This window comes from Algoriphagus kandeliae, assembly GCF_004571135.1.
Lineage (GTDB): Bacteria > Bacteroidota > Bacteroidia > Cytophagales > Cyclobacteriaceae > Algoriphagus > Algoriphagus kandeliae.
Genome location: NZ_SPSB01000003.1, coordinates 737,982 through 756,946, shown reverse-complemented (window position 1 = coordinate 756,946; position 18,965 = coordinate 737,982). Strand labels below are relative to the sequence as shown.

16 protein-coding genes are annotated in these 18,965 nt (G+C 38.9%); 11 read left to right on the top strand and 5 right to left on the bottom strand.

Annotated features, from left to right (window positions below; all coding sequences use genetic code 11):
- Positions 1 to 64 precede the first annotated feature (64 nt).
- A complete protein-coding gene (locus E4S40_RS11865; RefSeq protein WP_135074284.1) occupies positions 65 to 1,129 on the bottom strand; it encodes a sugar-transfer associated ATP-grasp domain-containing protein in 1,065 nt (354 codons plus the stop codon).
- Between the two features lie 225 nt (positions 1,130 to 1,354).
- Here E4S40_RS11865 and E4S40_RS11860 point away from each other — a divergent pair, with 225 nt between their 5' ends.
- From E4S40_RS11860 to E4S40_RS11845, 4 genes are read left to right on the top strand one after another with little or no spacing between them, the layout of a single operon-like run.
- The gene (locus E4S40_RS11860) at positions 1,355 to 2,203 is read left to right on the top strand and encodes a BKACE family enzyme (RefSeq protein WP_135074282.1); all 849 of its coding nucleotides are present in this window, start codon (positions 1,355 to 1,357) and stop codon (positions 2,201 to 2,203) included.
- Positions 2,200 to 3,081, top strand: a complete 882-nt coding sequence (locus E4S40_RS11855) for a glycosyltransferase family 2 protein (protein WP_135074280.1) — start codon at positions 2,200 to 2,202, stop codon at positions 3,079 to 3,081. Before E4S40_RS11860 ends, E4S40_RS11855 begins: the two co-directional genes overlap by 4 nt.
- A gap of 1 nt (position 3,082) precedes the next feature.
- Positions 3,083 to 3,766 carry an LbetaH domain-containing protein gene (locus tag E4S40_RS11850; RefSeq protein WP_135074278.1) on the top strand — a complete coding sequence of 228 codons (684 nt, stop codon included), beginning with the start codon at positions 3,083 to 3,085 and terminating at the stop codon, positions 3,764 to 3,766.
- A gap of 13 nt (positions 3,767 to 3,779) precedes the next feature.
- On the top strand, positions 3,780 to 4,820 hold the full coding sequence (locus E4S40_RS11845; protein ID WP_135074276.1) for an ATP-grasp domain-containing protein: 1,041 nt from the start codon (positions 3,780 to 3,782) through the stop codon (positions 4,818 to 4,820).
- Here the strand turns inward: E4S40_RS11845 and E4S40_RS11840 are convergent.
- Positions 4,801 to 5,484, bottom strand: coding sequence for an arylesterase (locus tag E4S40_RS11840; RefSeq protein WP_135074274.1), 684 nt, complete (start codon positions 5,482 to 5,484; stop codon positions 4,801 to 4,803). The genes E4S40_RS11845 and E4S40_RS11840 overlap by 20 nt on opposite strands.
- Before the next feature lie 218 nt (positions 5,485 to 5,702).
- Between E4S40_RS11840 and E4S40_RS11835 the strand changes: the two genes are divergently transcribed.
- From E4S40_RS11835 to E4S40_RS11810, 6 genes are all read left to right on the top strand, one after another.
- Complete coding sequence (locus E4S40_RS11835) at positions 5,703 to 6,380, top strand: ABC transporter ATP-binding protein (RefSeq protein WP_135074272.1); 678 nt, start codon at positions 5,703 to 5,705, stop codon at positions 6,378 to 6,380.
- Complete coding sequence (locus tag E4S40_RS11830; protein ID WP_135074270.1) at positions 6,373 to 8,898, top strand: ABC transporter permease; 2,526 nt, start codon at positions 6,373 to 6,375, stop codon at positions 8,896 to 8,898. The genes E4S40_RS11835 and E4S40_RS11830 overlap by 8 nt, the downstream gene beginning before the upstream one ends.
- Positions 8,899 to 8,966: 68 nt before the next feature.
- Positions 8,967 to 10,466, top strand: coding sequence for a glycoside hydrolase family 3 protein (locus E4S40_RS11825; protein WP_135074268.1), 1,500 nt, complete (start codon positions 8,967 to 8,969; stop codon positions 10,464 to 10,466).
- A gap of 60 nt (positions 10,467 to 10,526) precedes the next feature.
- Positions 10,527 to 11,594, top strand: a complete 1,068-nt coding sequence (locus E4S40_RS11820; protein WP_135074266.1) for a serine hydrolase domain-containing protein — start codon at positions 10,527 to 10,529, stop codon at positions 11,592 to 11,594.
- Positions 11,595 to 11,730: 136 nt separating this feature from the next.
- Complete coding sequence (locus E4S40_RS11815; RefSeq protein ID WP_135074264.1) at positions 11,731 to 13,203, top strand: phage tail sheath family protein; 1,473 nt, start codon at positions 11,731 to 11,733, stop codon at positions 13,201 to 13,203.
- Positions 13,204 to 13,302: 99 nt separating this feature from the next.
- Positions 13,303 to 14,133 carry a hypothetical protein gene (locus tag E4S40_RS11810; protein WP_135074262.1) on the top strand — a complete coding sequence of 277 codons (831 nt, stop codon included), beginning with the start codon at positions 13,303 to 13,305 and terminating at the stop codon, positions 14,131 to 14,133.
- 60 nt (positions 14,134 to 14,193) lie between these two features.
- On the opposite strand, the gene E4S40_RS11805 is transcribed toward E4S40_RS11810, so the two are convergent.
- From E4S40_RS11805 to E4S40_RS11795, 3 genes are all read right to left on the bottom strand, one after another.
- Entirely contained in the window at positions 14,194 to 15,330 is a 1,137-nt protein-coding gene (locus tag E4S40_RS11805) for an aldose epimerase family protein (protein WP_135074260.1), read from the bottom strand.
- An 11-nt stretch (positions 15,331 to 15,341) separates the two neighbouring features.
- Positions 15,342 to 16,712: an amidohydrolase family protein gene (locus E4S40_RS11800; protein WP_135074258.1), complete on the bottom strand. Its 1,371-nt coding sequence runs from the start codon at positions 16,710 to 16,712 to the stop codon at positions 15,342 to 15,344.
- A 71-nt stretch (positions 16,713 to 16,783) separates the two neighbouring features.
- The gene (locus E4S40_RS11795) at positions 16,784 to 17,275 is read right to left on the bottom strand and encodes a gluconokinase (protein WP_135074256.1); all 492 of its coding nucleotides are present in this window, start codon (positions 17,273 to 17,275) and stop codon (positions 16,784 to 16,786) included.
- A gap of 38 nt (positions 17,276 to 17,313) precedes the next feature.
- Between E4S40_RS11795 and E4S40_RS11790 the strand changes: the two genes are divergently transcribed.
- On the top strand, positions 17,314 to 18,768 hold the full coding sequence (locus tag E4S40_RS11790; RefSeq protein ID WP_135074254.1) for a DUF294 nucleotidyltransferase-like domain-containing protein: 1,455 nt from the start codon (positions 17,314 to 17,316) through the stop codon (positions 18,766 to 18,768).
- Positions 18,769 to 18,965 lie beyond the last annotated feature (197 nt).

Genomic DNA, 18,965 nt, shown 5'->3' with positions numbered 1-18,965 from the left:
GTTGAAAAGATAGGGTAAAAAATTTTATTATGAAAAGGATGAAATGGGAATCATGAATTGATTTTTAAGTTGGGATTTTGTGCTCAGTAAACTTAGGAGTAAACCCAAATGAAAGAAGAAACTTTTCAAATTCTTTATTAATTAAAGCTGGTTTTTCTACTTGCATTAGCTGAGGTCCTGGCATGGAGTTTATCTCAATAATTTTTATCCCATTTGGAGTGAAAGCGAGATCAATCCCTCCGAATTTCAAAAAATCCAAATCCTTAATTACAAGTCTAGATATTTCAGTGAATTTTTCATCCCAATTTGGAATTCTAATTCCTTCTATTTGAATATTTGTTTCCATATGTTTCGAAAACCATCCTCTATAAGTTGGATTTATATAGGAGTATGCTTTTGTCATAGTTCCGCTAGTAAGGTTAATCCCACAAGCCATTCCTCCTTTTGAGGCGTTATCAACACCTTCAGATAATGAATTCCCAAACCTTTGTCCAACCATCAAAATTTCATTTTCATTTAATGAATTTCTAAAAAAAATTACCCTTGTTGTGTTCAATGTATAAGGGAAATACTGCTGGAAGAAGGGGTCGTTTTCCAAAAAATTATTTAGTACATATTCCCCTTTTTCCAACTGTTTTATTAATGACAAAAAGTTTTCTTTGTTTATTTTAAAAATTCCATGACCTCCAGACGCAAAACAGGGTTTAACTATAATTTCCCCGAATTTTTCTAAAGCCTTCCCCACATAATCGATTGTGGATTTAAAAGTGGACCCTAAACCTTGCTCGAATCTAATCGTTCCTGATTCGGAAAAAGCAAATAATTCAGGTAACAGATCTGGACGATTTGAAAGAATTATAGGTAAAAATGCTTTGTTATTTATCAGTGGGGCAAATGAACCATTTGGTGATTTTATTTTTTTGTAATCTCTTTCATTGAGATATAATTCTTTTGAGTATTCTTTAAAATTAAAAATAAGGTAGTCAGATGGTAAAAATCCATTTTTTATTAATAATCTCCTTATCTGAGGAGAAAATCCCAAATTTGGGTCTTTTGAATACCATTGGTGATATGGGGATAGCTTCTTTGCTTCCCTCACAAAAAGATTTTTTATTCGATCTAAATTCATTTTGGTAAAATATGTAAATTGGTTATTTACAGGATCATGAGATATCCTAAATTTTGGTAATGAAAAGTAAAGGAATTTTGGTAGTCTAAAGCAAGAATTTTAAAAGAAGGAGCTACCTCCTTCCAAAAAGGGTAGTTGATATTAGTTTTTTTTACATAATATCGGCAATTTATTCCCTTAATATTAAAATCTAAGTTTTAAAGCTGGATAAACTAATTTATTATAATGGAAGATATTATCATTAATTTTTGTCCTACAGGGATGGTTCCCCAAAAAATAATGACTCCCTATGTGCCGATTTCACCTACAGAAATTATTGAACAAACGCATCAAGCATATGAAATAGGAATTACTATTGTTCATCTTCATGCTAGGGAGGAGGATGGCACACCTTCTTATAAAAAAAGTATTTATCAAGAAGTGTTTGAAGGTGTAAGAAAACATTGTCCTGATCTGATTATTTGTGGAAGTACGTCTGGGAGAAATTTTCCTGAATTTGAAAAACGATCAGAAGTAATTGAACTACAACCCGACATGTGTTCACTTACTTTATCATCCCTGAATTTTTTAAGACAAGCTTCCATAAATTCTCCTGATATGATTATTCAATTGGCTGAAAAAATGAATAATTATGGAGTAGTGCCTGAATTAGAATGTTTTGACTTGGGGATGATCAATTATGGGAAATACCTAATAAAGAAAGGGATACTGAAAGGACCCTATTATTGGAATCTACTATTCGGAAATATTGCAGGTTTTCAAGCATCAATATCACATATTGGACAAGCAATTCATGAAATATCAAGTGACCACCAGATCGCTTTGGCTGGTCTAGGTGAGTTTCAGTTACCGGTAAATTCGATAGCTATAGCCGAAGGTCTAGGAGTGAGAATAGGATTAGAGGATAATATTTATTGGGATCCAGGGAGAAAAAAACTTGCTACCAATTTGGAGCTATTGAGAAGGGTCCACGATTTGATTGATATTCATGGTAAGCACTTTTGTAGGTCTCAAAATTTGGGTAGCAAAGGTTTTTACAACTCTGCAAGGTTTTATGAAGTTTCCGAAAAATGAGCTTTGAGCCATTTGAAACTCTACAAGAAGGGGAGGGTAACGATAATCCCGGACATCCTCTAGTAAGTGTTTGTGTACCTACTTTTCAGCATAGGTATTATATAAGTGATTGTTTAGATTCTATTTTAGCACAAAAAACTGATTTTCGTTTTGAAATATTAGTTGGGGAGGACTGCAGTACAGATGGTACTAGAGAAATATGTATAAATTACGCAAAAAAGTTTCCCGAACAAATACGATTATTCCTTCGAAAGGAAGAGGAAAAAATCATAATGTTTGGTAGGAGATCTGGACGTCTTAATCATTTAGGTTTATATGAAAATGCTAAAGGGAAATATGTTTGTTTTTGTGATGGGGATGATTTTTGGTGTGACCCTTTGAAACTTCAAAAGCAGGTTACTATCATGGAAAAAAATCCTGAGTTGAGTATTTGTGTAACAAATACCCGGATTGAAGGCGGAGGGCAACAATTCTCGGTTGAACTCTCTGAAAGTAGCCGTTTATTTAATTCTAAACAGCTTCATAATAAATTTTATATGGGACATGTTTCTAGTTGGATGGTAAGAAATAGGATGAAAAAAATACTGCAAAATCAAATTGTGAAAAAACCAATTCATCTCGATAAGGTATTATTTCAATTTTATAAATTAGAGGGCAGTCTGTTTTATCTTTCCGATGTTACTTCGGTTTATCGGTTCAATCCATCTGGAATTTACTTAAGCAAATCAGAGCGAGAAAATCATAAAGCCCAATATAAAAATGGTTGGTTTTTGTTTTGGTATTTGCACAAAGACCCTACTTTATTTCTCCGACATACTATTTATTCCCTACGTAGAGGCTTTAATATTTTTGTTTTGAAGAGATTTATAAAGAAATGAGATGAAGAAACTAGTGATTTTAGGGCATAGTGACGGAGGTGTTCCAATTGTAATGGATATGGCAGCCGAAATTTTTGGATGTAGATCATTTGATATTGTAAAGAATATAAATCGACCCAATTGCCCTTTACCGGGAGAATTATATGAGGCAGTCCATATATTCGATAAAGAATATGATTTTGACTTAAATAGGAGTCATTCTGTTCAGTTTGGTGTACAACATGGAAATGTAAAATATGTCCTCTATCATCATTTTTTCAAAAATTTCCAGATAGGGAGAGAGAGATACATTGACCTGATTCATTCAAGCAGTTATTTTGCTCCTTCAGCTTCTGCGAAAGGTGGATTAATAATGGAACCACTTTCAGTAGTTTCTACTATGTCCCAGCTTGGATTTGGAGTGACATTAAAAAGGTCCGCATCTGTCGGTCATCATGCAATTTTAGAGGATTTTGTAAATGTTAATCCTGGAGCGGTTTTATCAGGTTTTGTTTCTATTGGCGAAGGAAGTGAAATTGGCACGGGGGCGATAATTTCCAATAATATAAAAATTGGGAAAAGGTGCCTTATAGGTGCAGGAAGTGTGGTGACTCGTGATATTCCAGATGGTGTGATTGCATATGGAAATCCATGCAAAGTAATCCGAGAAAATGAAAGATGGGCTAAATTAAACTTAGAAATATAAGCCCTCTCATTATATGAATGTATTGCTAACAAGTGTCGGTCGAAGAAATTATTTAGTAGAATATTTCAAAGAAGCAGTTCAGCCTTATGGAGGAAAGGTGTTTGCTGTTAATTGTCATGAAATTTCCCCTGCGCTTTATGCCGCTGATGCTTTTGAATTAGCACCAATGATCCATTCGGAACAATACATACCCTTTTTGATAAATTTTTGCATTCAGAACGATATTAAAGTTGTTATTCCACTGTTAGATAATGATCTGCCAGTTTTAGCAAACTCAAAATCAAAGTTTGCTACTCATGGGATTTACGTTTTAACCCCAGATCAATGGTTGGCCGATTTGGCAAATGATAAATACAAAACATTTAAGTTTTTGAATGAGTATGATTTTCCGACTGTTCCTACCTTCAAAAATTTGAAAGACTTTCAAACTTCCTACAAAAAAAAATCAATAAAATTCCCATTAATTATAAAACCTCGTTGGGGCATGGGATCACTTTCAGTTTATGAAGTTGAAGATCTTGAGGAATTGGAGTTTTTCTATAAAAAAGCAAGAAAGGAGGTTTTAGGAAGTTTTTTAAGGCATGAGAGCAGTCAAGATCCAGGGAATGAAATATTGATAATGTCAAAGGTTTCAGGTGATGAATATATGCTTGATGTAATTAATGATTTAAGGGGGAACTATTTGCTTACTGTAGTAAACAAGAAGCTTCTTCGAAAAAATGGTGAGACGGAAGCAGTAGAAACAGTTAGTCATCCTGAATTAGAAATGCTTGGAGCAAAAATCACTGCTCTCACCAAGCATCCTTTAGTAATGGATGTTGATGTAATTCTTCAAGATGGAATTCCATACATTTTAGAATTTAATCCTCGTTTCAGTGGCGGATATCCTTTTTCCCATTATGCTGGAATAAATTTGCCAAAGGTTATGATCAAATGGCTCTATAATGATCCTGTTGATATTGGTAATCATCTTACCCCTAAAATTGGGACTAAATCAATGAAAGGAATGATAATGGTGGGTTACCCTAATCCGATCAAATCAACTCCTCAATAAAGGGCCATACCGTCTCAAAAACAATTTGATGGCCTTCTTCGGTTGGGTGTATTCCGTCTGGAAGGTTGAGCGCTGGATCTCCTGCTACTCCTTCCAAAAGGAATGGAATCAGTGTCACATTTTTCTCCTTAGCCACTTGAGGGTAGATTTCCTTGAATTCGTCGGTGTACTCTTGTCCCATATTGGGTGGAATTTGCATGCCTGCTAAAATGATATGCGTATTCGGGTATTTGGACCGTACCTTGTCGATGATTTTTTCCAAATTACTTTTTGTCTCGCTGAGTAGGATGCCGCGAAGTCCGTCATTCCCTCCAAGTTCGAGTACAAAAATCGCAGGCTCATCTTCCAAAAACCAATCCAACCTACTCAATCCTCCAGCAGTAGTTTCCCCACTCAAACCCCCATTGATCACTCGGTAATCCAAGCCCAAGCTGTCAATTCGCTGCTGAACTAGGCCCGCAAAGGCATCTTCCTTATCTATTCCATATCCGGCAGTCAAACTATTACCGAAAAAAAGGATGGTCTGCTTAGGTGTTTCAAAAGTAGAAGTAGGTTGCTCTGTATCGATGACTTCTTCTTTTTTAGCCTGGTTTTCTCCACAGCTAAAAGTCAAAAAGGCAAAAAGTATCAAAGAAAGTATAGAGATCGATTTTGAGATTTTCATTTTTCTTTTTGTTGCAATTAATGTCTTTTATGGCAGAATTGTTTCAAAAGACGGTCAATTCAGGAACTGATTTTAACCGCTGAACAGTTTATTGTACAATTTTCTACAATAAATGGTTTACTTTCATACCGATCGCCGAATTTTCTTCGGCATTTTCTAACCATTAAATGGTGGATGCGTTTTAAGCTTCAAGTTCTCCAATTAACACAAATTATTTCATGCATATTCTTTCAGTAAAAGACCTGGGTAAAACCTACAAAAGCGGAAATAGAAGCCTGACTGTTTTGGATCAGGTGAATTTTGATATCGAAGCAGGGGAAACCCTAGCAATTGTCGGCCCTTCAGGAAGTGGTAAGACTACTCTTTTGGGACTCTGTGCAGGTTTGGACTCAGCTTCTACCGGTTCTGTCCAATTAAATGGGAAAGCTTTGGAAAGGTTATCTGAAGATGAGCGGGCGGCTGTTAGAAATCAGGATGTGGGATTTATCTTTCAGAATTTCCAATTACTGCCTACACTAACCGCACTTGAAAATGTGATGGTTCCGCTTGAGCTGAAAAAACGAAAAGATGCTCGAGAAAAAGCCTTTGAACTATTGCAAAAAGTAGGGCTTGGCGATCGGGCTACGCATTATCCAACTCAACTTTCAGGAGGAGAACAGCAGCGTGTTTCTATCGCTCGAGCATTTGCAAATGAACCGAAAATCCTTTTTGCCGATGAGCCAACGGGTAATTTGGATACCGAAACGGGGGAGATGATCGAAAAGTTGATTTTTGACTTGAATAAAGAAAAGGGGACTACGCTTGTCTTGGTGACCCATGATCCGGAGCTAGCTGCTAAAACCCAGCGAATAATTCACATCAAAGGAGGAAAAATACAGGAGGATGCCCATGCCTGATTTTGCTTGGATTTTGAAAATGGCTTTCCGGGATTTCCGGAAAAACATTTCCCGACTGATGCTTTTTGTGAGTTCCATAGTGGTGGGAATTGCTGCCTTGGTAGCGATTAGCAGTTTCGGGGATAATTTGACTGCTGATATTGATAATCAGGCCAAAGAGCTTTTGGGTGCAGATTTGGTTTTGGAGAATAACAAGCCAATTGGGGAGCAGCCGATTGACTCCATGGCCACTCAAATGGCATCGGAGGTGAATTTTGCTTCAATGGTTGCATTTCCTGAGACTGGAGCGAGTCGCCTAACGCAAGTGCGAGCATTAGAAGGAGACTTTCCTTTTTATGGGTTTCTGGAAACTATTCCTGCTTCTGGAGATCAGAATTTCCGAGCTGGTGGAAAAAAAGCTTTGGTGGAAAAAATCCTGATGGCCCAATTCAATGCAGAAGTAGGGGACTATATCAAGGTAGGAAATGTGGAATTTGAAATTGTGGGAGAGTTGCAGGGAGTTCCTGGACAAACAGGAATCACGGCGACTGTTGCCCCTGCGGTTTATATTCCCATGGATTATTTGGAGGAAACAGGTCTGGTCCAATATGGAAGTAGAGTGGAATACAATCGCTATTTCCAGTTTGCGGCAGGTTCTGATGTGGAATCCTTGATTGAGCCGTTTGAAGATGAATGGGAAATCGAGCGAATTGATGCTGATACTGTGGAGGATAGAAAAAGATCTACAGGTAGGTCATTTGAAAACCTTTCTAATTTCCTAAGCTTAGTAGCTTTCATTGCACTTTTATTAGGGTGTGTGGGAGTGGCTTCTGCAGTCAATGTTTTTGTAAAAGAGAAATTGGCCTCCGTAGCTGTTCTCAGATGTCTTGGAGTTTCTTCTCGGGATGTTCTTCTGATTTATCTATTTGAAATATTAGTGATGGGCTTATTTGGAGCCCTGCTCGGTTCTATATTGGGAACCCTCCTTCAATTTATCCTCCCTGCTGTTTTCGATGAGTTTCTTCCTGTGGAAGTAACCGTAGGGATTTCTTGGATATCCATAGGTTTTGGAATTATCACAGGCTTATTCGTTTCAGTTTTGTTCGCCTTGCTGCCTTTGCTTAAGGTTCGAAACGTTTCGCCAATGGCTACGCTTCGTCCTGAGACTGCGGACTCGACTATACTCCGAGATCCATATCGATGGGCGGTAGTGGTAGGTGTTATACTATTTATTTGGGGCTTTAGTTTTTATCTATTGAAGTCCTTGCCATTAGCTATTGGCTTTACAGGATTCGTGATTTTTGCCTTCGGAATTCTGTGGGGAGTTGGTCAGTTGATCATGTGGGCCGTTCGAAAGTTCTTGCCTATTTCCTTACGCTACACCATTCGACAGGCCTTGGCTAATCTTTATCGACCCAATAACCAAACCATCTCCTTGATTGCCACGATAGGTTTGGGCACGGCGATGATTAGTACCTTATTTTTTCTCCAAAATCAATTGCTGGAAGAAGCTCGATTTGCAGATAAGGAGGACCAACCGAATTTGTTGATGTTTGATATTCAAACACCCCAACTGGAGGCGGTTAAAGAAAAAGTTACTAGCAGAGGGCTTCGGATCATTCAGGAAGTTCCCATCGTGACCATGCAGCTCAATGAGATCAATGGAATCGATAAACGCGAAAATGAAGAGTTGCCTGATGAGGAAAATTACTCCCGATGGATGTATAATCGGGAATATCGGGTTACTTATCGGGATACGCTAATCGAAACAGAAACACTTGTTGAAGGAGAACTGATTCCTGTCGGGGCTAGGGGGGATTCCATTTTTGTCAGTTTGTCCACTAGTTTCGCAGAAGGGAACAACCTGAAAATCGGTGATGAGATTGAATTCAACGTGCAAGGTAGACCGATCAAAACTTACATCGGAAGTTTCCGAAATGTCAAATTCAATCAGGTATCTACCAACTTTATTGTTCTTTTCCCAAATGGGGTTTTGGAACAAGCTCCGAAATTCCATGTCATCATTACTCGTACAAAAAATGACAGGGAATCCGCAGCGATTCAATCCGAGGTGGTAAGGGAATTCCCGAATATCTCAGTCATCAACTTGGGTGTGATCGTGGAGACCTTGGAGGATATCCTAAGCAAGATCTCATTTGTGATTCAGTTTATGGCCTTTTTTAGTATTGCCACAGGGATTTTGGTTTTGATCAGTTCGTTGATTATCAGTAAATATCAGCGGATGCGGGAAAGTATTCTGCTACGCACGCTAGGTGCGTCATCAGGGATCGTAAAGAAAATCAATACCCTTGAATATTTCTTTTTGGGAAGTTTGGCCTCATTATCTGGGATTCTTTTATCCTTCATCGCAACCTGGCTTTTGAGCTTATTTGTCTTTGAAATGAGCTTTAGACCGGCTTGGACAGAAGCTTTGATTTTGTATTTGGGAATCACTGGATTGACAATTATTCTCGGATGGTTGAATGGTAGAAAAATCATCAATCAGCCTCCAATGGAGATTTTGAGAGGAAATGGATGATAAATCGTAGATTGGAAAAGCGGAATGAATAATTTCGCTTTTCTTTTTACCAATCTCCGCTAAAATCCATGCTCTCCAAAAAACAAAAAATTGCCCAATGTTTTTCGCCTGCTGCCTTTGTTCACGATACTGAGGAAAATCATCGGGAACTGGAACGTTTAATTCAAGAAGAGGAAATTGGGAGCTTGACATTTTTTCATAGCCGACATTCTGCAGCAGCCAATTTTGAGAGTAGGGCGGAAGTCCTGGATTTCAGTGGGACATTAGAAAAGATGATCGGGTTGATCAACCGCTTTCAGGCCGTATCCAAAATCCCTTTGCTGATTTGTATTGATGCAGAATATGGATTGGCTATGCGAATTGAAAAAACCCCGCAATACCCTTTTGCCATTACCTTGGGTGCATTGCAGCAAGACGCTGAAAAATGGGTAGGAGAAGTGGGATTCCAGATGGGAATGGATCTAAAGCGAGCTGGAATTCACTTGAATTTTGCTCCTTGTGCCGATGTGAATACCAATCCTAACAATCCGGTAATTGGCTATCGCTCCTTTGGAGATGATGCTGAAAAAGTAGCCCGACTTGCGATGGCATCTTATTTAGGAATGAAAAAAGCAGGGATTGGAGCTTGCTTTAAGCATTTCCCGGGACATGGCGATACCGCGGTTGATTCTCATTTGGGTTTGCCGGTACTTAAGAAATCTATTGAAGAATTGAAATCCGAGGAGTTGTTGCCTTTTCAATATGGAATTGACAGGGAAGTGGAACTTATTATGGTAGGACATTTGGCTGTACCTGCATTGAGTGGGGGGAAAGAAATACCTGCGAGTATAAGTCGAGAAATCATAACCGATTTTTTGAAAGGCAAAATGGGATTCAAGGGCTTGGTTGTTTCGGATGCACTGAATATGAAAGCTGTAGCAAATCATTTTCCGGAACCTGGAGAATTGGAGTGGCAGGCCTTTCATGCAGGAAATGATCTTTTGTGTTTTTCAGATCATGTGAAGGAAGGAATTGAAAAAATTGCTGAAAAGGCGTTGGAGGAAGAAGTGGATTTGGTTTTCCAAAAAATCATGGATCTCAAAAAACAATTGGGGGTTTTGGATTTCCAGCCCATTTCAGTCCCAAAATTTGATTGGGAGGCTCACCATCAATTGCAAAAAGACCTTGCTCAAAACTATGTGTCGGTAATTTCCGGAAAGATTGATTTTGATAATCTCTGTGATTTGTCGAAAGCGGGAAAGCTTGGATATCAGGAGTATTTTACCTCTCAAAAAAGCAGATTTGCTGAAATGCTGGATTATGATTTTGTAGCTATTGATCAAGCTGAAAAGGTATTGATTTCGGTTTTTGTACCAAGCCACAAACCTTTGAATCAATTCGGGATGGAAGAAGCTGAATTGGAAGAAATTAAAAATCTATCTCAAAGAAAGCCTTGTATTTTAATTCATTTTGGAAATCCCTTGGCATTAAAGTATTTGGGAGAATTGAATGATTTTGAGGCTGTAATTTGTGCTTATCAGAATTTTGAAGAGACACAGGAGGTGACGATAAATCTTATCCAAAAGTGAAAAGTCATCCAAAATGAAAACAATTCGATTTTTATAGAAAGACCCTAATCAAAAAAAATCATGGCTAAAACGCTCACTTTATTCATCTTTTTCCTTTTTGGAATTCAGGCTATAGCTCAAACAAATCCTGAATCTATTGGTGCAATTGTGAAGCGAGCTGCGGAAAATGAATTTTTTGAAGGGACGGTTTTGGTGGCCGAAAATGGGGGTATTTTATATCATCAATCCTTTGGTTTTAAAGATGAAAATCAGAAAGCCCCAATTTCAATTAACTCAAGGTTTGGCATAGCATCAATCACCAAACTTTTTACCGCCATTATCATCTTGCAACTTGTAGAAGAAGGTGAAATTCAACTGTCGGACAGCTTAAATGAATTACTTCCTGATTTCAAAGTTCCAGGAGGAGATAGGATAACTGTCCATCATTTGTTGCTTCATATTTCGGGTTTGCCTAATGAGAATGACGCGATTTATTTGGCTCCAACTTCTCCTAAAGAATTTGTTGAAAGGACCTTGGAAAACGAGTCTCATGCATTTGGCGAATTCAATTACGCTAATATCGATTACGTGCTTCAGGGATTAATTATTGAAAAATTCGATCAAAAAACTTGGGAAAATTCGGTTCAAAAGCGAATTCTAGAAAAGCTTGAAATGAATGAAACAGGCTTCCTTGAAAAAGGGAATTTTCCTGATGATTTTGCTTATACTTTCTCCTATAATAAAGATGGGGTTAGAAAGGCAGATCCCTTATTTTTTATCGAAAATTTTTATGCTGCCGGGTGCATGTACTCAACCGCGGAAGATCTTTTAAAACTTGATCAAGGATTGTATAGTTCGGAAATTCTTTCCAATGAGAGTAAAGAACTGATGTACAAATCTTATCCGGAATATAACTACTCAGGGTATAGTGTATGGACTTACAATTACCCCTTTTCGGATTCAAAGCCAAGGTTAATGGAAAGGCGTGGAGGAATTTTAGGAGCCAACTCTGTTCTAATTCGGATGCTAGAAAGCAACAAAACCATCATCATTTTAAGCAATAATAATAGGTTTAACCCTGACTCCTTTGGAAATACAAACAGCTTAAAGGAGGCTTTGATTATTGAATTAGACAAAGCCGTAGAATAGCTTTCATTAGTGAAAATAAGATGGCTTTTTCTTTATAAAATATTCTAAATGAGGTAATTGCTTTTTTTCAGAAAATAAACTAGTGAAAAAAGATTCTTAACTTCTATTCTCAATCTTTATTTTTTTACCAGAAAATATGTCCAAAAAAATCTACCAAACCCCGGGAATTTATGTGGAAGAGGTGAGCTTTAGTGCACTTTCTATAGCTCCGGTTGAAACGGCAATCCCAGCCTTTATTGGCTATACAGAAAAGGCGGAAGCCAATAGCCAATCCCTCATAAATCAACCAATCAAAGTAAATTCCCTTTTTGAGTTTCAGATTTATTTTGGAGGAGCGTACGTACCCAAGTTTGATTTAGTACCAGCTAGTAGCATAGATCCAAATTCAATTTCCATTGCCAATCGATCTCTTAGCGTACAATTAAAACCTAATCAGAGAACTTTCCTTTTTCAGGCTATCTATGATTTCTTTAACAATGGAGGGGTAGCTTGCTATATCGTTTCTGTAGGGACTTTTGCAGGGCAAAAGGAAGTTGAAATCAAAAAAGAGGAGTTGCTGGGGATGAGTAATTCTTCAGGATTAAAAGCCTTAGAAGATTTTCGAGAGCCTAGTATTCTGGTAGTTCCGGATGCAGTAGTATTGGGAAGAGAATGCCATGATGTCTATCGAGAAATGCTTAGCCATTGTAAAAAAGAAGGTAATCGCTTTTCCATTTTTGATATCTTCAATGGATTTGAGGAGCGAAATACTAGCAATGACTGCATAGACCAATTCCGAAATGAGATTGGAAGTAGCGATTTGAGCTTTGGAGCCGCTTATTATCCTTGGGTAGATCGATTTGAAAGTCAAATCCCAATCAGCTTTGAAAATTTAGATCCCTCTATCGACCTATCGGCTATTCTTCTCGAACAAAAAGCCCAGGATGTGTTGAATATGAGTGGGATTTCAGATAAGGATTTACATAGGGCTCTTATTCAGGTAAGTTCCACATACCAGCAGCTTCTGAAAGCAATGGCAAACAAACTGAAAGCTGTGCCTGTCGCTGGTGCTGTGGCAGGAGTTTATTCTTCCACTGATATCTCTCGTGGAGTTTGGAAAGCTCCTGCAGGAGAATCAATAAACGGCTTTGAAAAGCCTACCATAGCACTGAATAATGCTCAACAGGAAGACTTAAATCGAGGAGGTCCAGCTGGAAAATCCATTAATGCCATTCGCAAATTCCAAGGAAGGGGAGTTGTGGTTTGGGGAGGAAGAACTTTAGCCGGGAATGACAATGAGTGGCGATATGTGTCTGTAAAAAGAACTTATTTGATGGTGGAGGAATCAATCAAAAATGGCTTGAAAGCTTTTGTTTTTGAACCGAACGATGCCAATACCTGGATGCAGATCAAATCGCTTTGTGAGGGCTTTTTACAGGGGTTTTGGCAACAGGGTACATTTTCAGGCACCACTCCGAAAGATGCTTATTTTGTCCGAGTTGGTTTGGGACAAACTATGACGCAACAAGATATTTTAGAGGGCAAGTTAATTGTTGAAATCGGGATGGCATTAGTCAGACCAGCAGAGTTTATCATCCTACGATTGGCTTTGAAGATGGAAACTTCTTGATTTTAAAAATGCCCCATTCTAGCAACCATATTTTATTGAAAGCTTCCAATTAGGAAATGGTGGGTTAAATAGATACTTTGATCCATTAATCCCAGCCCTATGAAAAAAACACTTTTTCTTTTTGTCTCACTTATTGCTTTTGGCAGTTGTAATTCGGTCAAGGTTCCAACCACCTTGGGAGACTCTTCCAATGCCAGTTCTTTCGGTTATCATCCTGTTGATCCATTGCCGGTTTGGGTAGAGAATTTGGGTCAAAAAACAATTGATTATTCCACCCTACTCGGGGCTATGCCTGATGAAACAATCCGACTTGCTATCGCAGAAGTGACCAATGAGGGAGTTTTAAATTTTGGAACAAGTTCTATTGGAGTAGCCCATCACAACTATGTGGTGATCCTAGATTATATCAAATACAGTACGGATTTTTTTAGGGTTGAGTACAGGAATGAAGATGGGACTGATTTTTCTGTTCTTCCGCGTTATGAAAAATCAGAGATAGAGAATTCCTACGATCCCATAATTCGTTCAGTGAATGAAGGGGATGCGGTTGTTCCTGTTTACGTAGGAGTTGGATTGCGCCTAACCGCCAGTATTACAGTCAATAAAAATGGAGTTGATCTAGGGAATTTATTTTCTATTGGGGCTCAGGCTTCTTCCAATAAAATTGCGGGAACACTTACTGTGCAAACCTTGGGAATAAGCGGTGATAATATATCATCAATTATTCCCATGCCGAGCGAAATCAACCCTACTACCATCCAAAATGCCATACTCGCGATGGGTACGATCAAAGCAAAGTTATATGATGACCAAACCGTAATAACACCCCGTGTGGTTGGGGTTTATAATTATTTGGGAGGCTCTTCTAGGACAATCAATAAGTTTGTTTCATCCATGCTGATTGAGCGGCCCAAATTGACGGTTTATTAGATTTTAATAAAATCAAATTTGCAATAAAAACCCTCCAAATTATACCTGGAGGGTTTCTTTTTATTTTTCAACTGAGAATTTATACTCAATTTGATGCTCATATTTTTCCCCGGGATTTAAGATTGGACTAGGGAAATTTTCATGATTGATTGCATCCGGCCAATTTTGAGATTCAAGGCAAAAACCCCAATGCTTGTCGTAAGTTTTCCCATCTGCACCCGGGAAGTTGGAAATGAAATTGGCAGTATAAAATTGGACACCCGTATTATCAGAGTACATATCCATGATTCTACCAGTTTCGGGATGGCGAACCTGAACGAAGTGCTTCATTTCAGGTGATTTCTCCAATTTCCTGACCATGTTATGGTCAAACCCTTCTCTATTTGCTGCTATTTGGTCCCCAAGAATTTTTGGGCTCCGGAAATCAAAGGGAGTTCCGGTAACATCTTTTACTTCACCAGTAGGAATTAATTCATCATCCACCGGAGTGTAATAATCCGCCCAAAACTGGAATTCATGATCCAAAACATCTCGCTTCATACCACCCAAATTGAAATAAGTATGGTTTGTGAGATTAACGATGGTCTTTTTATCGGTAATTGCTTCAAATCGAATTCTTAGGGTGTTATCAGTTGTCAACTCCATCCAAAGCGTGGTTTCCAAATTCCCGGGGTAGCCTTCCTCTCCATCTTTGCTAAGATAGGTCATCTTTACCCCAACAACCGAATCATTTGAGTATATCTCTGGAGTCCAAACTTTCTTGTTAAAGCCTTCTACTCCTCCATGGAGGTGATTATTTCCATTTGTCTTTGCCAATTTATAGGTGGTTCCGTCAAGCCTGAATTCCGCATTGGCAATTCGGTTGGCCACTCGCCCTGCCGTTGCTCCGAAAAAAGGATTAGGCTTGGTTAAAAAGTCTTCCACATGGTCTAGCGTCAGAGCAATATTTTCCAGTTTTCCATTTTTATCCGGCACTATGATTTTGGAAACCAGCCCTCCATAATTGGATAATTCGACTTGCATGGTGCCATTTCCGAGCAAATATTCAAAAACTGGCTTTCCTTGGTACTCAGCCACCTGCTTGGCTTCTATTGTCAGATCAATTTCTTCGCGCATGGGTTCTTGGGTTGATTTTTGGGAACAAGCTGAAACCAAGCATCCCGCAAATAGAAAGTAAAGTACGATGTTCGATTTCATAGTTTTTTTGCTTATTTCCGTTCGTGATTTTTTTCAATTCTATCTAATTCAGCTTGAAGCTTTTCTCCACTGATCCACTCTCCCCGGATAACTACTCCCAAGGGTTTCTGCATGGTTTCTAAGTTTTTCAATGGATTTTCTTTGACCATGACAAAATCGGCGGCCATTCCTTCCTGAATCATTCCCCATTCTTGCTCCTTCCCCATGTAGCGGGCTGGTTCGACTGAACCAGTTTTCAAAATCTCATAATTGGACATTCCTGCTTTGGACATTAAGGCTATCTCATGGTGAATGGAAAAACCAGGTACGTTAAATACCTGAGGGGAGTCAGAGGCCATAATCATGGGGATCCTGGCTTCATGAAGGGCCATGAAAAGTTGATTTCTGAATTGTAGATAAGGTGCTACAATTTCTTTTTCTAACATTCCAGCACGCTCCATTTGCTTTTTGGTATTCACCCATTGTTGAATTAGCGGTCCGGGAAGGTACTTCATTTCAGGAGCCTGACGGAATTCGTCTGCTGGAATGTATCCGAAATAACGATCAAAAAGTGTCAGAGTCGGAGCAATGTATGTCCCCTGCTCTTTGGTTTGCTTGATTAAAGCAGGAAGTTTTTCCATTTGAACCTGACCTACCAAATTCAAATTGAAAGGTCCGGAAGTAGTAGGGTCGATGACTAAATCATCCGGCAAAAGTCCTTCCATGTAGCCATCCATATGCTCAACAGATTTAAACCCGCTTGCCAAAGCATTTCGGATTCCAACGGCTAATGGCACATGGCCTCCAAATGGAATTCCTACTTCTTTAGCAGTTGCTGAAATGGCCCACATTTCATCCAATTCTACTCCAGGGTGGATTTTCAAATGGTCGTATCCTGCCTCTTTTTGATCTCTAACCATTTGAGCGGCTTGCTCAGGACTGCTGACCGAATTCCCATTGAAAGATGGCCCTGAAATAAAAACCCGAGGCCCTGGGATTTCTCCCGCATTCACCCTTTTTCTCAATTCTACATGGCTAGGATGCCCCAGCATACTTCGGATTCGAAGAACACCATTAGCGAGATATAGCCAAAGCGATTCCTCCTGAAGTTGGGTGCTGCCATCATTGGCTACTGGAAGGTGGGTGTGAAATTCCGCTAATCCCGGAAAAATATAGGCTCCTTGACCATCAACCATGTTTTCATGGGACATTCGGGGTGTTTGAGGAGTCAGAGGAATGATTTTGTCAATTTTTCCATCTTTCACAAAGACAGCGTGATTTTCCAATACTTCCTCTCCATCCATAGTCACAATGTTCACATTCGTGACCAAAACGTCCTGAGCGAAAAGATTTATGAAAATAAATGAAAGTAGAAGGGTGAGTGAATAACGTATCCGTTTCATGGAAGGCTTATTAGGGTTTGAAATTCAATTTCGCCCTTTGAATTCGCTATTCCAATCCGATCCTGTAATTTCTATTTCTTTAAAAAATCCAATGTTTCCTCAAGCATTGTCCCGGGGCTTTGGGCTATGGAAAGTTTATATCCGTAATCTGGCTCTTCCCAGGTGGCAAATTGGGAATCTAGCATTTCAGCCTTCATATAATGGTTTTTCCGGGCTTTCATTCGCTCCCAGATCAAGTCTCGGTCACCTTTTAAGTGAATCCAATAAATGCTTGGATCGATTGAAAGAACTTTTCGATAACTTTCTTTTAAGGCTGAGCAAGCCAAAATGCATCCACCCGATGCCTTGGATTCTTTCAATTTGGAAGCCAAAGCTTCAAGCCAGGGTTTCCTGTCCTCGTCATTTAGCGGAATACCTGAGCTCATCTTTGCTATGTTTTCTGCAGGATGAAAATTATCTGCATCATAAAAGGGAATCCCTAGTTCCTTTGACAAAGCTGTCCCAAGTGTGGTTTTTCCAGTTCCTGAAACTCCAGTAACGATGATGAGCGTATATTTTTTCATTGTAGAAGAAAACCCAAAGATTGGCTAATTTGGGAAAGATGAAAAATCGCACCGACTTTATTTCTGATCAATTTTATTCAAAGTTCGTTCGGGACCTTCATTTTCGTCATCTCCGAATGGCCAAGCCCACCGCTACTATTCAGGAGTGCGCGGCCCAAATGGCCAAAGAACAAGTCAGTTGTCTTTTCATCGGAGAGTCTCAGGAGGCTATTCAGGGCTTTATTACGGATATTACTTTGCGTGATAAGGTTTTGGCAAAAGGACTTCCCATAGTAACACCTGTCCGTGAAATCATGGAGTCATCTATGGTCTCGATTCATCCCGAAGCCAGTTTGGTGGAGGCTTTGATGCTGATGTTCCGGACAAAATCCCGTTATCTATTAGTAAAGGAAGCTGATCAATTTATTGGTTGGATTAGTAGAACAAAGATCCTTACCGAACAAAGTCAAGGGCCTTTCATGTTCATCCAATCGGTCAAGGAGGCTCGACAAATTCCTGAACTCAAAGCAAAATGGCAACGGATGCCTGAAATCATTCACTTGCTATTAAGCAGGGGAATGAAAGCTAGCATCGTCAATCAGATTATTTCGACAGTGGCAGATACTATTACCCAGCGGGTGATTGAGCGAGTCATCAAAGAAATCGGTCCAGCTCCAGCAAAGTTTGTCTTTTTTGTTTTGGGGAGTGAAGGGAGAGGAGAACTGACGCTCAAAACAGATCAGGACAACGCCATCATTTATGAAGATAAAGCCAATGAACAACGTGAAAAAGTACGGGCTTATTTTTTGGATTTTGCGACGAGAGTATCTACGGCATTGGATCAGATTGGGATTGTCTTTTGTGAAGGAGAGTTGATGGCGATGAATCCCAAATGGACCCACTCTTTATCTCATTGGAAGCGAAATTATGAAAATTGGATCTCCGATGCCTCACAGGAGACTGCTATGAATTATGCCACTTTTTTTGATTGTCGGGCGATCTATGGAGAAGAGAAACTGCTGGATGACCTGAAACAACACATGAACCAATTATTGGATAAAGCGCCTGAGCGATTCTTTATTAATCTGGGATACAATGCACTTCAATACGAGCCACCTTTGACTTTTTTCAGGCAAATCCGAACAGAGAAAATCGATGGGGAAAAACAATTCAATCTCAAACATGCCATGCGGACTATGGTAGACCTTGCCCGTGTCTATGCCTTAAAGTATCAAATTCAAGAAACCAACACGATTGAACGAATTATAAAATTGAGAGATCGAGGGGTTTTTTCAGATGCCGAAAGTCAGGAATTGATTCATGCATTTTCTTATCTAATGGCTATGCGTCTAGAAAATCAAGCAGAACTTCTCTTGGCAGGGTCTTCCAAGCCTCTGAATTGGCTGCGAATGGAAAAGCTTACCAAGGTTCAGAATGTGACATTGATTGAGATTTTTAAAGTTATTCGGGATTTCCAGGCAAGAATGCGGATTTCATTTACGAAGAGTCTATAAATTTCATTGATTTCAGATACTTTTATAAAAAATTTATAAAAGTCATTTTTTATTCAATAAAGTTTTTTAATTTTGTTTGATTGAATAATCTGAGGCAATAAGCAATGATTTCCTAATAAAATTTTACAGATATTTATTAAGAAAAATTTATTTTGGAAGTCAATCGATTGCACTTTGGATTTTCTTTGGAAAATTGA

Excerpts from the sequence above, each read along its gene's own strand:
- E4S40_RS11865 (WP_135074284.1), bottom strand. The coding sequence starts at position 1,129 with ATGAATTTAGATCGAATAAAAAATCTTTTTGTGAGGGAAGCAAAGAAG.
- E4S40_RS11860 (WP_135074282.1), top strand. The coding sequence starts at position 1,355 with ATGGAAGATATTATCATTAATTTTTGTCCTACAGGGATGGTTCCCCAA.
- E4S40_RS11855 (WP_135074280.1), top strand. The coding sequence starts at position 2,200 with ATGAGCTTTGAGCCATTTGAAACTCTACAAGAAGGGGAGGGTAACGAT.
- E4S40_RS11850 (WP_135074278.1), top strand. The coding sequence starts at position 3,083 with ATGAAGAAACTAGTGATTTTAGGGCATAGTGACGGAGGTGTTCCAATT.
- E4S40_RS11845 (WP_135074276.1), top strand. The coding sequence starts at position 3,780 with ATGAATGTATTGCTAACAAGTGTCGGTCGAAGAAATTATTTAGTAGAA.
- E4S40_RS11840 (WP_135074274.1), bottom strand. The coding sequence starts at position 5,484 with ATGAAAATCTCAAAATCGATCTCTATACTTTCTTTGATACTTTTTGCC.
- E4S40_RS11835 (WP_135074272.1), top strand. The coding sequence starts at position 5,703 with ATGCATATTCTTTCAGTAAAAGACCTGGGTAAAACCTACAAAAGCGGA.
- E4S40_RS11830 (WP_135074270.1), top strand. The coding sequence starts at position 6,373 with ATGCCTGATTTTGCTTGGATTTTGAAAATGGCTTTCCGGGATTTCCGG.
- E4S40_RS11825 (WP_135074268.1), top strand. The coding sequence starts at position 8,967 with ATGCTCTCCAAAAAACAAAAAATTGCCCAATGTTTTTCGCCTGCTGCC.
- E4S40_RS11820 (WP_135074266.1), top strand. The coding sequence starts at position 10,527 with ATGGCTAAAACGCTCACTTTATTCATCTTTTTCCTTTTTGGAATTCAG.
- E4S40_RS11815 (WP_135074264.1), top strand. The coding sequence starts at position 11,731 with ATGTCCAAAAAAATCTACCAAACCCCGGGAATTTATGTGGAAGAGGTG.
- E4S40_RS11810 (WP_135074262.1), top strand. The coding sequence starts at position 13,303 with ATGAAAAAAACACTTTTTCTTTTTGTCTCACTTATTGCTTTTGGCAGT.
- E4S40_RS11805 (WP_135074260.1), bottom strand. The coding sequence starts at position 15,330 with ATGAAATCGAACATCGTACTTTACTTTCTATTTGCGGGATGCTTGGTT.
- E4S40_RS11800 (WP_135074258.1), bottom strand. The coding sequence starts at position 16,712 with ATGAAACGGATACGTTATTCACTCACCCTTCTACTTTCATTTATTTTC.
- E4S40_RS11795 (WP_135074256.1), bottom strand. The coding sequence starts at position 17,275 with ATGAAAAAATATACGCTCATCATCGTTACTGGAGTTTCAGGAACTGGA.
- E4S40_RS11790 (WP_135074254.1), top strand. The coding sequence starts at position 17,314 with ATGAAAAATCGCACCGACTTTATTTCTGATCAATTTTATTCAAAGTTC.